The sequence below is a fragment of the Endobacter medicaginis genome (assembly GCF_014192375.1).
GTDB lineage: Bacteria > Pseudomonadota > Alphaproteobacteria > Acetobacterales > Acetobacteraceae > Endobacter > Endobacter medicaginis.
The window spans coordinates 24,240-38,700 of the sequence record NZ_JACHXV010000003.1 but is presented as its reverse complement, the minus strand read 5'-3'; the positions used below and the strand labels follow the sequence as shown (position 1 = coordinate 38,700).

Sequence of the window (14,461 nt, the reverse complement as noted above, 5' to 3'; positions counted from 1 at the left end):
TCCCTTTAAACCGTACCGATCTGCTTGATGTCGCGAAAGGTCAAGGCCTCGTTCATCTCCGCCGTGCGCCGCATCATGAACGCCGAGGACGCCAGGAACACCGGATCGCCGTCCAGATCCTCGGCCATCGCGCTGCGCTGCGCGGTGCTGAAGGCCTCCAGCTTCGTCTTCTCGCCGCTCACCCACCGGGCGAGTGAATAAGGCGTCGAGTCGAAGCCGATCGCCACGCCGTATTCGCCCGCCAGCCTCGCCGCCAGCACGTCGAGCTGCAGGGTGCCGACCACGCCGACGATCGGCGGGCTGCCATCGGCGGGACGGAACAGCTGCACCACCCCTTCCTCGGCCAGTTCGGTGAGGGCGGAGCGCAGCTTCTTGGCCTTCATCGCATCGTCGAGCCGCACCCGGCGCAGGATCTCGGGAGCGAAATGCGGCACCCCGGTGAAGCGGACATCCTCGCTCTCGCTCAGCGTGTCGCCGATGCGCAGCGTGCCGTGGTTGGGGATACCGACCACGTCGCCGGCATAGGCCTCCTCGGCGAGCTGGCGGTCGCGGGCGAAGAAGAACTGCGGTGCGTGCAGCGGGATCTGCTTGCCGGTGCGCACCTGTTTGAGCCGCATGCCACGCTCCAGCCGCCCCGAGCAGATGCGGGCGAAGGCGATCCGGTCGCGGTGGTTGGGGTCCATGTTGGCCTGGATCTTGAACACCAGCGCGGTCAGGTTCGGCTCGTCGGCCTGCACGATCCGGGTGTCGGTGGCCTGGGCGCGCGGGGCGGGTCCGAAGGCGACCAGCGCATCGAGCAGGTCGAGCACGCCGATCTCGCGCATCGCCGAGCCGAAGAACACCGGGGTCAGATGCCCGGCATTGAAGCTGTCGAGGTCGAACTCCGGCAGCGCGCCGCGCACCAGGTCGAGCTCCTCGCCCAACGCCTCCATCCGCGGGTCGGACTGGCCGATCTCGCTCGTCAGCCGCAGGTCGCGGGTGCGCAGGTCGTAAGTGCCTGCGAACTGCGCCGCACGCCCCACCGGCCAGGTGGCGGGCGCGGTGTCCAGGGCGAGGGTGGAGGCGATCTCGTCGAGCAGCTCGAACGGGTCACGCGCCTCGCGGTCCATCTTGTTGATGAAGGTGACGATGGGGATGTCGCGCAGCCGGCAGATCTCGAACAGCTTGCGGGTGCGGTCCTCGATGCCCTTGGCGGCATCGATCACCATCACCGCGGAATCGACCGCGGTCAGCGTGCGGTAGGTGTCCTCGGAGAAATCCTCGTGGCCGGGCGTGTCGAGCAGGTTGAAGATGCAGCCGCCATACTCGAACGTCATCACCGAGGTGACCACCGAGATGCCGCGGTCGCGCTCGATGCCCATCCAGTCGGACCGCGTGCGCCGCCGCTCGCCCTTGGCGCGGACATTGCCGGCGAGCTGGATGGCCCCGCCCGCCCGCAGCAGCCGCTCGGTCAGCGTGGTCTTGCCGGCATCGGGATGCGAGATGATCGCAAACGTCCGCCGACGCGCGATCTCGTCATGCAGCCTGGCGACGGTACGGGCTTCACTCATGTCCCATCCCTCAAGACAGAAGCGGCGCCGAACCGAGTGTTCGACGCCGCCCGTGAATTTCGTCCAGCCCGACGGGGCCGGAAAATTCGTCCCGTTGAGCGAGAGGCGCCGCGACAGCGACGCCGGCCGGTGGTGATCTGCAAGCACCGGAGCGCAGCAGATCGCCATCGGATGGCCAACGAGGCGGATTTTCCCTTAGCGGGAGTAGAACTCGACGACGAGGTTGGGCTCCATCGCCACCGGGTACGGCACGTCCGACAGCTTCGGGGTGCGCACGAAGCGCCCCTTCATGGCGCGGTGATCGACCTCGAGGTATTCCGGAGTGTCACGCTCGGCGCTCTGCGCGGCATCAAGCACCACGGCGAGCTGGCGCGACTTCTCGCGGACCTCGATGACATCGCCATCGCGCACCAGGAACGACGGGATGTTCACCTTGCGGCCGTTGACCAGCACATGACCATGGTTGACGAACTGACGGGCGGCGAACGGGGTCGGCACGAACTTGAGGCGGTAGACCACCGCATCCAGCCGGCGCTCCAGCAGGTCGATCAGGTTCTCGGAGGTATCGCCCTTGCGACGCACGGCCTCGTCGTAATACCGACGGAACTGCTTCTCGGAGATGTTGCCGTAATAACCCTTGAGCTTCTGCTTGGCCATCAGCTGGACCGAGAAGTCCGACGGCTTCTGCTTACGGCGCTGGCCATGCTGCCCGGGCCCGTATTCGCGCTTGTTGACCGGCGACTTCGCGCGGCCCCAAAGATTGACGCCGAGGCGGCGATTGATCTTGAACTTGCTTTCGAGGCGCTTGCTCACGCAATCGCTCCTTCATTATCTGCGGCATGCGCTCCGCCGGAACGGACGCATCTTGTCTCCGCTTGTTGCACCGGTAGGCCGCAGGACGATGTCCAGCGACGGGCGCGCACGCACACCCTGCCACATTTCGTGGCAGGAAGCCGTTCGTCCACGTTCCCGGCAGTAGCCGGCGCCTATAGGCCCGGCACTCGCCCGTGTCAACGAAAACGCGCCCTTCCCCCACAGTCGGCCGGATCGTCATGCGTGCTGCGAAACACCATGCGGGCCGCCTGCCCGGCCGACACCACCGGACCACCGCTTTCGTCTAACGCATTAAACCGTCTTTAACAGTCACCGGGGCATGATCGGGCTCGTCACTCCAGCCGGGCTGGAGCTGCTGAAGCAACAACCCTGTTGAAAGCGCCCCAAATGTTCCGACGGTTTGGCACCATCTTTCCGATCCGGAAGAAAATGACGATCCTGGTCAGTTCGCAGGCGACCGCCATCGCGATCTGCTCTGCCGTCGCCATCGCCGCCGGCCCATTGGGGCTCCATACGGGCGTCATCTGCGCCATCTGCGGTGTCACCTTCGCCGCCGCCGTGAGCGCGGCGATGCGCATGAGCAACGAGCTCGTCGTGCCATTCGTTGCCACCGTGGCGCGAATGGAGCAGCTCGCGGCGGGCGATCTCGAAACGGAGGTTCACTACTCCGAAAACACCGACTGCGTCGGCCGGCTGACCAAGGCGATGCAGGTCTTCAAGGAAAACGCGATCTCCAAGGCTGCCGCCGAAGCCGAGGCCGCCCGCCAGGCGGAACTTGTCGAGCACACCCGCAAGGAAACCGAACACAGTCGCGAACTCGCCCAGCGCGAGATCAGCCAGGTCGTTGCCGCGCTCGGCGATGGCCTCGGCCAGATGTCCCAGGGTTCGCTCACGATCCATCTCGGCGAACCGTTCGCCGAACAATATGAAAAGCTTCGCACCGACTTCAACGCAGCGGTCGAGCAGCTGCGCGACGGCATGACCCCTGTCACGAGCGCCGTCGCGACCATCACCTCCGGCACCAACGAGCTTTCCGCCGCCTCCGACGACCTGTCCCGGCGGACGGAGCAACAGGCCGCCAGCCTCGAGGAGACCGCCGCCGCCCTCGACCAGATCACCGCGACCGTGCGCAAGACCGCCGAAGGCGCCTCCCTCGCCCGTGATCTCATGACCACCGCCCGGACCGACGCCGAGCATGGCGAGGCCGTCGTGCGCGAGGCGGTCGAGGCCATGACCGGCATCGAGAATTCCTCGGGCCAGATCGGCCAGATCATCGGCGTCATCGACGAGATCGCCTTCCAGACCAACCTGCTCGCCCTCAATGCAGGTGTCGAGGCGGCCCGAGCCGGTGAGGCCGGGCGCGGCTTCGCGGTCGTCGCCTCCGAGGTCCGCGCCCTCGCCCAGCGATCCGCCGACGCCGCCAAGGAAATCAAGGCCCTCATCTCCACCTCGACCCGACAGGTCGAGGCCGGAGTGGAACGGGTCGGTCAGACAGGCACCGCCCTGCAGCGCATCATCTCCCAGGTCGGCGATCTCAACGACGTCATCGTGCAGATCGCATCGTCCGCACAGGAGCAGTCCACCGGGCTGGCCGAGGTCAATCTCGCCGTCAATCAGATGGATCAGGTCACGCAGCAGAATGCCGCGATGGTCGAGCAGGCGACCGCCGCGACCCGCAACCTCTATGACGAGGCGCAACGGCTCAACGGCATGATCAGCCAGTTCGACGTCGGTCACGCCGCAGTCGCGCCGCCGCGTCCGGCCGAACAGCGCCAGCCCCCACGCCAGGGCCTCGCCTGCGGCAAGGTCATGTCGCTGCACAGCGTCCCTCGCGCCAGCATCCGCCCGGCCGCCATGGCTGCTGCGACCGCCGAAGACTGGACCGAGTTTTGAGCCCGGGTGTCTGCGTGGCCGTCGGCGAGCCCGATCCTTCGCCGGAGAGGCTCACGCTCGCCCCCGTGCTCGATCTCGGCGCCGCTGCCTCCCTCGCCCGGACCCTCACCGAATTGCGCGGGTCGGATCTTGCGCTGGACGGATCCGAGGTCGGCCGTCTCGGCGCGCAATGCCTGCAGATCCTGATCTCAGCCAGGCGAAGCTGGGCGACAGAAGGGCACTCCCTAGTCGTCGAGAATGCCTCCGAACACATGCTGGCGGCGGTCGCGCAACTCGGCGCGACGCCATTCCTCTTTCATCCGGAAGATGCCACCTCATGACGACCAAGACGATCCTCACGGTCGATGACAGCCGCACGATGCGCGATATGCTGCGCATCTCCCTCGAACATGCCGGCTTCGTGGTGCTCCAGGCCGAGGACGGCGTCCACGGGCTGGAAGTCCTCGCGGGTGCGGTCCCTGATGTGGTGATCACCGACATCAACATGCCGCGCATGGACGGGTTCGGCTTCATCGAGGCCATGCGCCGGGACCAGGCGCATCGCTCGACGCCGATCCTGGTGCTCACCACCGAGTCCGATACCGACAAGAAGGCTCGGGCGCGCCAGGCAGGCGCCACCGGGTGGATCGTCAAGCCATTCGATCCGGTCAAGCTCGTCCACGCCGTCCGGCGCGTCTCCGCCTGAACCGCCCCTCACCTCTTGCTCACACCCCAGATCGAAGGAGACCAGCGCGTGGATCCGATGGCGGCAATCCGGGAAACCTTCTTCGTCGAGTGTGAAGAACAGCTCGGCGAGCTCGAGCGTGGTCTCGTGGCCCTGGAAAACGGCACCGCAGAGGCAGACACCATCAACGCGGTGTTCCGGGCCGTGCACTCGATCAAGGGCGGCGGCGGCATCTTCGCTCTCGAGGACCTCGTCCGCTTCGCGCATGTCTTCGAAACCAGCCTCGACGGCCTGCGCTCCGGCACGATCGAGGTCGATTCGGCCGCGACCGCCATCATGCTGCGCGCCGCGGATGTGCTCGCGGATCTGGTGCGTGCCGCCCGCGACGGTTCCGGGCACGACCATGGCCGGGTCGCGTCAGCATCAGCGGAGCTGGCTGCGCTCACCGGCGCCGCCACCGCACAGGCCCCCGCCCCGGTCGACGATCTCGACGACATCGTCTTTGAACGCGTCCAGCTCGACACCACCCCCACGCCCGCTCCCGCCACGCCGGCACCCCTGCCGGAGGCCAGGCGGACATGGGTGATCCGCTTCACCCCGCGGGCGGAGATGTATGCGCATGCCAACGAGCCCGGACTGATCCTGCGCGAACTCGCGCGGCTGGGAACGATCGACGTCCGGCTCGATGCCGATGCCCTGCCCGCGCTCGATGCCCTCGATCCCGAGGGCGCCTACTTCTCCTGGACCATCCACATCGAGACCGAATGCGACCGGGCGCAAATCCGCCAGGCCTTCGAATGGGTCGAAGACCATTGCGCACTCGACATCGACGAGGCGACAGATCCGTCGGCGCCCCCGGCAACCGACACGGATGAGGGGCTGCGCGCCCTGCTGGCGCGGATCAGCCAGGAGGCCGCGGAAGCACCGGCCGCCGCGCCCCCTGCGGGCGCCCCCATACCGGCCCCGCCTGCGCTGCCTTCCGCATCAGCGTCCCCCGTCGCCGTCACCGACAAGCGCGCGGAACAGGCCACGACCATCCGCGTCGACCTGCAGCGGATCGACCGGCTGGCCAATCTCGTCGGAGAGCTGGTCATCAACGAAGCCATGCTCACCCAGCATCTGACCGCGGCCGGCCTCGCGCGTGCGGCCGGTCTCGCCAACACGATGGAAAGCCTGTCGCAGCTGACCCGGGAGATCCAGCACAGCGTCATGGCCATCCGTGCGCAGCCGGTCCGCTCGGTATTCCAGCGCATGCCCCGCCTGGTGCGCGAGGTCGCGGCCATGACCGGCAAAACCGTCCGGCTGATCTGCGAGGGCGAGGAGACCGAGATCGACAAGACGGTCATAGAACGTCTCAGCGATCCGCTCACGCACATGATCCGCAACGCCATCGATCACGGCCTCGAGACTGCACAGACACGAATCGAGCATGGCAAGCCGGCAGAGGGCACGGTGCGTCTGTCGGCCATCCATCGCTCCGGCAAGATTGTCATCGAGGTCTCCGACGACGGCGCCGGTCTCGATCGCGCCCGGATCCGCGCCAAGGCGGTCGAGAAAGGCCTCATCGCCGCCGATGCGCCGCTGACCGACGACGAGACCGACAATCTCATCTTCATGCCCGGTTTCTCCACTGCGGCGACGCTGTCCGACATTTCCGGGCGCGGCGTCGGCCTCGACGTCGTCAAGCAGTCGATCCACTCGCTCGGTGGACGCATCTCCATTGCATCACAACCCGGTCGCGGCTCCACCTTCACTCTGAGCCTGCCGCTGACGCTGGCCGTGCTCGACGGAATGGTGGTCAGCGTCGCGGGGCATGTGCTGGTGGTTCCCCTCGGCCCGATCGTCGAGACCCTCCGCCCCGCGCCCGGGCAGACGCACCGGCTCGGCGCGCAGAGCCGCGTCATGGCGCTGCGCGGCGGCTATATCCCGATCGTCGATACCGGTGTGCTGCTTGGGTTTCGCGGTCAGGACGAGACCCCCGAGCAGGTCGTGGCGCTCCTCGTCGAGGGAGAAAACGGCGATCGCATCATTCTCGAGGTCGATGAACTGCAGGGCCAGCGGCAGATCGTCATCAAGAGCCTCGAAGCCAATTACGGTGCGGTCGACGGCATCTCGGCTGCGACCGTCATGGGCGATGGCCGGGTTGCGCTCATCGTCGACGTCGATGCGCTGATCGCCGCGTCCCGGGCCGAGATCCCGGCTGCTGGCCGCTCCCCCACGCCCCGACACGAACCTGAAACCCTGCTGACAAGGTGACACAACAATGACCAACGATCTCGCCTTCGCGGGCCAGAGGCAGGGCCTGATGCTGATGGCCTTCCGGGTCGGCGCGCAGGAATTCTGCATCGACATCATGACCGTGCGCGAACTGCGCGGATGGACACCGGCGACGGCGATCCCGCACGCCCCGGCCTTCGTCAGTGGTGTCATCAACCTGCGCGGCGCCGTGCTGCCGATCGTTGATCTCGCCCGCAGGCTCGGACTTGCCGAAAGCGCGCCCTCGGCGCGTCACGTCGTCATCGTCGCCCAGATCGGCAGTCAGACGATCGGCCTGCTGGTCGACGCGGTCTCCGATATCCTGACCGTCGACGAAACGCTGATCCAGGCGACCCCTGACGTCGCGGTGTCCGAGCAGATCAGGATGTTCGTCGAGGGCCTGCTGCCGGTGGAAGGCCGCATGATCAGCCTGCTCAATCTCGACCGCGTCCTGCCCTCGAACATCCCCGAGGCGGCATGAGCGTCGTATCACCCATCCGACCGGCGGCGGATGTCGGTGCTGGCGACTTTGCGATGACAGCAGCGGATTTCGCTGCCATCGCCGAACTGATCTACGCCGATTCCGGGATCGTCCTGGGCGAAAACAAGGTCATGCTGGTCTACTCGCGCGTCGCCAAGCGCCTGCGCGCCCTGCGGATGACCGATTTCGGCACCTATTGCGCCTTCGTGCGCTCGCCGCAGGGCGGCGAGGAGCGCGGCCACCTGCTCAATGCCCTGACCACGAACGTCACCAGCTTCTTTCGCGAGAAGCACCATTTCGATCACCTCGCCACCACCATCCTGCCACCTGCGATCCAGGCCGCAAGGCGAGGCGCGCGGGTGCGGCTGTGGTCATCGGCCTGCTCAAGCGGCCAGGAGCCGTACTCGATCGCGCTGACCCTGCTGTGCCTGATGCCCGATGCCGGCAGTTTCGATATCCGCATCCTTGCAACCGATATCGACAACGATATCCTCGAGACTGCCAGACGCGGCGTCTATCCCAGGAACCTGGCGGGCGAGATACCGCCCGACCTGCGACGCCGCGGAATCGTGGCCAGCAACGCGGGACCGGACTGCTTTGCCATGTCCGACGACGTGCGCGCCCTGGTGGCCTTCCGCACCCTCAATCTCGTCAGGACATGGCCGATGCGCGCCAGGTTCCAGGCCATCTTCTGCCGCAACGTCATGATCTATCTCGACCACGAGACGCAGTCCCAGATCTGGGCACGGATGGTGCCGCTGCTGAGCGATGACGGCGCCCTCTATATCGGCCACTCCGAGCGTGTCTGCGGGCCAGCCGCCGGCCTCCTCCATCTTGATGGAATCACCACCTATCGACCTGCGGATCACGCTCCGCGACGGGGGCAGCGATGAGTGTGAGGGTTCTGGTCGTCGACGACTCCCCCACCATGCGCCGGCTGATCATCCACGCGCTTACGCAGGATGGCGGGATCGAAGTCGTCGGAGAAGCCGGCGACCCGCATCAGGCGCGGGCGGCGATCAAGGCGCTGTCGCCGGACGTGATCACGCTCGATGTCGAGATGCCGAGCATGGACGGGCTGAGTTTTCTCGAGCGGCTGATGAGGCTGCGCCCGATGCCGGTGGTCATGGTCTCGACACTGACCGAGGCCGGCGCGCCGGCGACGATCCGCGCCCTTCAGCTCGGCGCGATCGATTTCGTGACCAAACCGACGGTCGGGCGGCCGGACGGCTTTGCCGACCTTCCGGCCAGGGTCAGGACGGCGGCGCGCGCGAGGCTGCGGCAGACTCGCGCGCTCTCCGCGCCCACGCCATCGGCCGATCACGCCTTCGAGCCGGATGATACCGTGATCGCCATCGGCGCCTCGACCGGCGGGGTGGAAGCGCTGACCGCCGTGCTGTCGCGATTTCCCGCCAACTGTCCGCCCACCATCGTCACCCAGCACATGCCGCCGCTGTTCATGACCACCTTCGCCGCTCGGCTCGACCGGATCTGCGCGCCGAGCATCGTCGAGGCCGAGACGGGATGCCCGCTGCGCGTCGGGCAGGTCTATCTGGCCCCCGGAGGGAGGCATCTGGAACTCACCTCAGTCGGACAGCCACGCTGCCGCCTGTCCGACGCACCGAAGGTGAACGGCCACCGCCCCTCGGTGGACGTCATGTTCGCCTCGGTGGCGCGCACGCTCGGCCCGAGGGCGGTCGGCGTCATCCTGACCGGCATGGGCAATGACGGCGCCGAGGGGCTGTCGAGGATGCGCGAGGCCGGCGCCGAGACGATCGGCCAGGACGAGGCGACGAGCGTCGTCTACGGCATGCCCCGGGCCGCATTCGAGCGCGGCGCCGTCTGCCGACAGCTGCCCATCGAGCGGATCGGGGAACGACTTGTCCAGATCACCAACGCCATGACGAAGGCAGTGCCATGACGCAGGCCTCACAGCTCAGAATCCTCACCGTCGACGACCAGATGACGATCCGCATCGTCCTGCGCGACAACCTCAAGCGCCTCGGCGTGGTCGACATCACCGAGGCGCTGGATGGCGAGACCGCCCTGCGCGTCCTGCTCAAGGAGAAGGAACCGCCGCACCTCATCATTTCGGACTACCACATGCCGAACATGGACGGCCTGACGCTGCTTCGCGCGATCAGGGTGCATCCGCCGCTTCAGAAAGTCCCGTTCATCATGCTGACGGGGCATGCCGATCGCGAGCTGGTGATCAAGGCGCGCAGCCTCGGGGCCAACAACTACCTCATCAAGCCTTTCACCACCGTGTCCCTGCGCGAGAAGATCGAGATGGTGATCGGACCGCTCACATGACCATGGCGCTCGCGAACCGGGCGAATACACGCCGGATCCATATCGTGCAGGGCGAGCAGAGCATCGAACATGACCCTCACGCCGTCATCACGACCATCCTGGGCTCCTGCGTCGCTGCATGCCTGCGTGATCCCATGGCCGGCATCGGCGGGATGAACCACTTCCTGCTTCCCGGCCCGCTTTCGCGCGAGGCGTCAAGAGGCAGCACCGACGCCGAGCGCCATGCCGTGCATGCGATGGAGCTGCTGGTCAACGCATTGCTTCAGCGCGGTGCACAGCGCGGGAGGCTGACGGCCAAGATTTTCGGAGGAGCACGCATGATGAAGGGCTTGACCGATATCGGCGAACAGAACGCCACCTTCGCCGAGCGCTTCCTGCAGGCGGAACGCATTCCGATCGTTGGTGGCGATCTGCGTGGCGATCGCGGCCGACGCATCGAGTTCTGGCCGGTGAGCGGCCGTGCCCGTCAGATCATGCTCGCCACCGAGGCGACCCTCGACGTCCAGAGACAGGAACCACGACAACTGCCTTCGTCCACCGCACGAGGCAGCGTGGAGTTCTTCTGATGGAGGATGGCACGACAATCAGAAGCCTGGCCGAAGTGCTCTCGATCCTCGGCGGCGAGATCAGCTCGCTCGCAGGGATCGCCGAGGGGTTGCAGCCGGTGTTGGCGCTGGCCTGCTCCGGCCCGGGCGCCGACCCGCGTCTGTCGCGGACCATCCAGACCTGCGACCTGTTGACCCAGAAACTCGAAGCGATCGGCGGGGTCATCATCGATCTCTGCGACACGCTGTCGGCGGGCTATGAGGTGGACATCGGCGCCGCGATCGGCAACATCCGGCTGTCCGGGCTCGCAGCCACGCTGTCGCAGAAGCAAACATCGCCCGCCGATCAGCGGGAGGGCGAGGTGGAACTGTTCTGAGCCTCCGCCACGGCGACGTCGCGCGCGTCCGGCGCCGTCTCAGGCGCCCAGCAGGAACGTCACGATGTCGACCAGCGCTGTCACCGAGATCGGCGTGCACAGGGCACAGATGCCGACCAGCAGGACGAGATTGGCGATGGTGCGGTCATCGGGCGCCACCGGCCGGGGCGGCAGCTTCTCGGGCTCCGGAGCGTTGTGGCCCAGATCAAAATTGCTCCCGTCGAACGGCATCCGACGCCTCCTTCCCGCGCGGCAGCGATCCTGCCACGGCCGGACGCCGTTAGCGAGAAATTAACCCTCCCGCGGCGCGACCACCGGGCCTGCGGACGCCGGCCGACGCATGTGCCGCCCGCGGGCCAGTTCGGTGATCATGCCGTGCAGGGTGCGCAGCTCCTGTTCCGTCACCTGTCCGCGCTGGAACAGATGGCGGATGTTGCGCACCATGCCCGGCCGCTTCTGCGCGTTGCGCAGGAAACCGCTCTCGTCGAGCTCACGCGTCAGATGGGAGAGGAAATTGTCCAGCTCGCCCTTGGTGGCAATCTCGGTCTCGTTGGTCATCAGCCGGGAGGCGGGGGTGTCGTCGGCTGCCATCCACCATTCATAGGCCACGATCATCACCGCCTGCGCGAGGTTGAGGGACATGAATTCGGGGTTCAGGGGATAGCGCACCAGCGCGTCCGCCGCCGCCATGTCGTCATTGTCGAGACCGGCGCGCTCCGGGCCGAACAGCACCCCGCAGCGTAGCCCGCCCGCCGCACAGACCCGCATCTCGGCAGCCGCACCGCGCGCCGTCATCACCGGCTTGATGATGTGGCGTGGCCGCGGGCAGGTGGCGAGGACGCGATGCAGGTCGGCGGTTGCCTCGGCAACCGTCCCGAACACGCGGACGTTCTCCAGGATCCTATCCGCACCCGAGGCCGAGCGCCAGGCGCGGTCCTGCGGCCAGCCGTCACGCGGGGCGACCAGCCGCAGGTCGAACAGGCCGCCATTGGCCATGGCACGCGCCGCCGATCCGACATTCTCGGCCAGTTGCGGGCGCACCAGGATCACCACCGGTGCTGCTGGATCCCGGCTCAGTTCGGCGCCACCATCGCGCCCGGTCATGCGGTCCCTCCCGCCGGCACACGCCGCCAGGTGGTCCCGGCGGGACCGTCCTCCATCGCCACGCCGCGGGCGAGCCACTCGGCGCGGATCGCGTCGGCGCGGGCGAAGTCGCGTACACGGCGCGCTTCCAGCCTCGCGGTGATCGCCGCCTCGATCTCGACCGCATCCTCGCCGCCGCGAAACCATTCGGACGGGTCGAGCGCGAGCAGGCCGAGCTGCGCACCGGCCGCCCTCAGCCCCGACGCGGCGCGGGCATCGCCGGCGATCGCCGCGTCGGCCAGACGGTGCATCGCCGCCAGTACCGCAGGCGTGTTGAGATCGTCGGTCAGGGCCGAGAGCACGCTGTCGGGCAGAGCACCCGCAACCACGCCCGGATGCGCCTCGAGTCCACGATAGAAACGGTCGAGCTCGCGACGCGCCTCGATCAGCCCGGCATCGGAGAAATCCAGCACCGAGCGGTAATGGGTGCGCATCAGCAGCAGCCGGATCGCCTCCGCCGGGGCGCGAGCCAGGATGTCGCGGATGGTGAGGAAGTTGCCCAGCGACTTGCTCATCTTCTCGCCGTCGACGAGCAGCATCGCATTGTGCACCCAGAACCGCGCGAACTCGCCGTGCGGGTGCGCGCACAGGCTCTGCGCGCGCTCGTTCTCGTGATGCGGAAAGATCAGGTCGGTGCCGCCGCCATGGATGTCGAAGCTCTCGCCGAGATAGCGGTGCGACATCGCGCTGCACTCGATGTGCCAGCCCGGCCGGCCGCGACCCCAGGGGCTGTCCCATCCCGGCAGTTCGGCGGGGGATGGCTTCCACAGCACGAAATCGCCGCCATCGCGCTTGTAGGGTGCGACTTCCACCCGCGCACCGGCCAGCAGCGCCTCCGGGTCGCGCCCGGAGAGCTGGCCATAACCTGGGAAATCGCGCACCGAGAACAGCACGTGACCCTCGGCCTCGTAGGCATGACCATCCTCGACCAGCCGCGCGATCATCGCGATCATCTCGCCGACATGGGCGGTGGCGCAGGGCTCGATATCGGGCGGCAGCACGCCGAGCGCAGCGAGATCGGCATGGAAGTCCGCCAGCGTGGCGTCGGTCAGCGTGCCGATCGAGATGCCGAGCTCGGCGGCGCGGGCGTTGATCTTGTCGTCCACGTCGGTGACGTTGCGGACATAGGTGACGCGCGGATACAGCACCCGCAGCAGCCGCACCAGCAGGTCGGCCGTCAGGTTGGCGCGCAGATTGCCCAGATGCGCGAGGTCGTAGACGGTCGGGCCACAGTAGTATAGCCGCACATGGCCGGGATCGATCGGCTGGAAGTCGACGATCCGGCGTTGGCGGCTGTCATGCAGGCGCAGGCGCGCCGGGCTGTGGCTGGACATGCGCGTTTAATGCGGGAGCGCCCGCCGGCGCGCAAGCGCCCAGACGCAGGCGGCAGACGGGCGCGTCAGGCCGCGCGCATGGCACCGACGTCACGGCCCTCCAGCCAGCCGAAGCGCAGATAATGGTGCAGCGGACCCTGCTCGTGGCGGCGGACATCCGGGTGCCGGGCCAGATAGGTGTTCGTATCCCAGTGGATCGGGCCGTTTGCGTCGGCCAGTTCGACGCCGCTGCCAAACAGGTCATCGACCCGGATGCGGAGCTCCCGCGCGTATTGGTGGTGGTAGTCCTCCTCGCTGCGCAGCAGGGATCTCAGCAGATGGTTGCCCGGCACGAGCGGATCGTCCGCCAGACGGCGGATCTCGTCGGGGTCGGTCAGATGGCGACAGCTCGGATCGAGCTTGGCACGCGTGCGCTCGATATAGGCGTCGAACGGCCGGTTATGCCGATGCAGATAGGTCAGTCGGGTGGTGATGTGGCCACCGGCGATCGTCCTGGGTTCGTGCTGCCCGTTATCGATCTCTGCCACCGTGCCGGCGGCCAGCATGCCCTTGTGAAAGCTCCTGTCCGGCGAAAACCAGCCTTCCTGGCCCGGCACGTTGAACAGGGACATGTCCATCCGCAGGGCACGCTCGGAACCGACATAGCGGTTGAGCTCGGCGAGGATGGCGTCGCGCGAGGTCGAGATCCGGTCGTCCTCGAACACGGCCAGGAATTCGTCGCAATCGACCGGCAGCGCGAAATCGTAGTCACTCTGCCGGTCCCACTCCCGGATCAGGTTGGCGAAATGATAGCCCTTCTGATGAAAATCGTGTGGCTGGTCGTAGCCGGTTGAGATGACGACGCCGAGGCGCATGGCATGCTGAAGGATGGCCAGTGTGCGTGGCTCCGTGGAGCCGTTGTCGTAGATGGTGAGATTGCGATAGCCGAACAGGTTGCCGTAGTGACTGAGCCAGGCAAGCAAAAGCTCCGCTTCGTCTTTCTGCATTACCACCACGCGAATTCGGGGGACTGCGGACAAAGCTGATTTTCCTGTCGAGGAGAGACGGGTGAAGACTATGGCAGCCCACCCA

17 protein-coding genes are annotated in these 14,461 nt (G+C 67.1%); 10 read left to right on the top strand and 7 right to left on the bottom strand.

The window, feature by feature from the left end:
* Positions 1 to 5: 5 nt before the first annotated feature.
* The 3 genes from FHR90_RS04090 to FHR90_RS17350 form a co-directional block, all read right to left on the bottom strand.
* The gene (locus tag FHR90_RS04090) at positions 6 to 1,550 is read right to left on the bottom strand and encodes a peptide chain release factor 3 (protein ID WP_176621993.1); all 1,545 of its coding nucleotides are present in this window, start codon (positions 1,548 to 1,550) and stop codon (positions 6 to 8) included.
* Between the two features lie 195 nt (positions 1,551 to 1,745).
* Positions 1,746 to 2,363 carry a 30S ribosomal protein S4 gene (rpsD, locus tag FHR90_RS04085; protein WP_176621992.1) on the bottom strand — a complete coding sequence of 206 codons (618 nt, stop codon included), beginning with the start codon at positions 2,361 to 2,363 and terminating at the stop codon, positions 1,746 to 1,748.
* A 353-nt stretch (positions 2,364 to 2,716) separates the two neighbouring features.
* Positions 2,717 to 2,962, bottom strand: a complete 246-nt coding sequence (locus tag FHR90_RS17350) for a hypothetical protein (RefSeq protein ID WP_246330032.1) — start codon at positions 2,960 to 2,962, stop codon at positions 2,717 to 2,719.
* On the opposite strand from FHR90_RS17350, the gene FHR90_RS04080 reads away from it, so the two are divergent.
* The 10 genes from FHR90_RS04080 to FHR90_RS04035 are packed head-to-tail and all read left to right on the top strand — an operon-like array spanning position 2,961 to position 10,913.
* Positions 2,961 to 4,277: a methyl-accepting chemotaxis protein gene (locus FHR90_RS04080; RefSeq protein ID WP_246330031.1), complete on the top strand. Its 1,317-nt coding sequence runs from the start codon at positions 2,961 to 2,963 to the stop codon at positions 4,275 to 4,277. The genes FHR90_RS17350 and FHR90_RS04080 overlap by 2 nt on opposite strands.
* 14 nt (positions 4,278 to 4,291) lie before the next feature.
* Complete coding sequence (locus FHR90_RS04075) at positions 4,292 to 4,597, top strand: STAS domain-containing protein (RefSeq protein WP_176621996.1); 306 nt, start codon at positions 4,292 to 4,294, stop codon at positions 4,595 to 4,597.
* Positions 4,594 to 4,962 (top strand): response regulator, encoded by a 369-nt coding sequence (locus tag FHR90_RS04070; RefSeq protein WP_176621990.1) that lies wholly within the window; start codon positions 4,594 to 4,596, stop codon positions 4,960 to 4,962. The genes FHR90_RS04075 and FHR90_RS04070 overlap by 4 nt, the downstream gene beginning before the upstream one ends.
* Positions 4,963 to 5,019: 57 nt before the next feature.
* A complete protein-coding gene (locus tag FHR90_RS04065) occupies positions 5,020 to 7,197 on the top strand; it encodes a chemotaxis protein CheA (RefSeq protein ID WP_218061916.1) in 2,178 nt (725 codons plus the stop codon).
* Positions 7,198 to 7,204: 7 nt separating this feature from the next.
* A complete protein-coding gene (locus FHR90_RS04060) occupies positions 7,205 to 7,678 on the top strand; it encodes a chemotaxis protein CheW (protein WP_176621988.1) in 474 nt (157 codons plus the stop codon).
* 53 nt (positions 7,679 to 7,731) lie between these two features.
* The gene (locus FHR90_RS04055) at positions 7,732 to 8,571 is read left to right on the top strand and encodes a CheR family methyltransferase (RefSeq protein WP_246330029.1); all 840 of its coding nucleotides are present in this window, start codon (positions 7,732 to 7,734) and stop codon (positions 8,569 to 8,571) included.
* Positions 8,568 to 9,599 carry a protein-glutamate methylesterase/protein-glutamine glutaminase gene (locus FHR90_RS04050; protein ID WP_176621986.1) on the top strand — a complete coding sequence of 344 codons (1,032 nt, stop codon included), beginning with the start codon at positions 8,568 to 8,570 and terminating at the stop codon, positions 9,597 to 9,599. Before FHR90_RS04055 ends, FHR90_RS04050 begins: the two co-directional genes overlap by 4 nt.
* Positions 9,596 to 9,991, top strand: a complete 396-nt coding sequence (locus tag FHR90_RS04045) for a response regulator (RefSeq protein ID WP_176621985.1) — start codon at positions 9,596 to 9,598, stop codon at positions 9,989 to 9,991. Before FHR90_RS04050 ends, FHR90_RS04045 begins: the two co-directional genes overlap by 4 nt.
* Positions 9,988 to 10,557 (top strand): chemotaxis protein CheD, encoded by a 570-nt coding sequence (locus tag FHR90_RS04040; protein WP_176621984.1) that lies wholly within the window; start codon positions 9,988 to 9,990, stop codon positions 10,555 to 10,557. The genes FHR90_RS04045 and FHR90_RS04040 overlap by 4 nt, the downstream gene beginning before the upstream one ends.
* Positions 10,557 to 10,913: a hypothetical protein gene (locus tag FHR90_RS04035; RefSeq protein WP_176621983.1), complete on the top strand. Its 357-nt coding sequence runs from the start codon at positions 10,557 to 10,559 to the stop codon at positions 10,911 to 10,913. The genes FHR90_RS04040 and FHR90_RS04035 overlap by 1 nt, the downstream gene beginning before the upstream one ends.
* Before the next feature lie 39 nt (positions 10,914 to 10,952).
* Here the strand turns inward: FHR90_RS04035 and FHR90_RS04030 are convergent, their stop codons facing one another.
* From FHR90_RS04030 to FHR90_RS04015, 4 genes are all read right to left on the bottom strand, one after another.
* A complete protein-coding gene (locus FHR90_RS04030; protein ID WP_176621982.1) occupies positions 10,953 to 11,144 on the bottom strand; it encodes a hypothetical protein in 192 nt (63 codons plus the stop codon).
* Between the two features lie 60 nt (positions 11,145 to 11,204).
* Entirely contained in the window at positions 11,205 to 12,017 is an 813-nt protein-coding gene (locus FHR90_RS04025) for an RNA methyltransferase (RefSeq protein ID WP_176621981.1), read from the bottom strand.
* On the bottom strand, positions 12,014 to 13,390 hold the full coding sequence (cysS, locus tag FHR90_RS04020) for a cysteine--tRNA ligase (protein WP_183274806.1): 1,377 nt from the start codon (positions 13,388 to 13,390) through the stop codon (positions 12,014 to 12,016). Before cysS ends, FHR90_RS04025 begins: the two co-directional genes overlap by 4 nt.
* Before the next feature lie 65 nt (positions 13,391 to 13,455).
* Positions 13,456 to 14,376 carry a glycosyltransferase family 2 protein gene (locus tag FHR90_RS04015; RefSeq protein WP_183274805.1) on the bottom strand — a complete coding sequence of 307 codons (921 nt, stop codon included), beginning with the start codon at positions 14,374 to 14,376 and terminating at the stop codon, positions 13,456 to 13,458.
* Positions 14,377 to 14,461 lie beyond the last annotated feature (85 nt).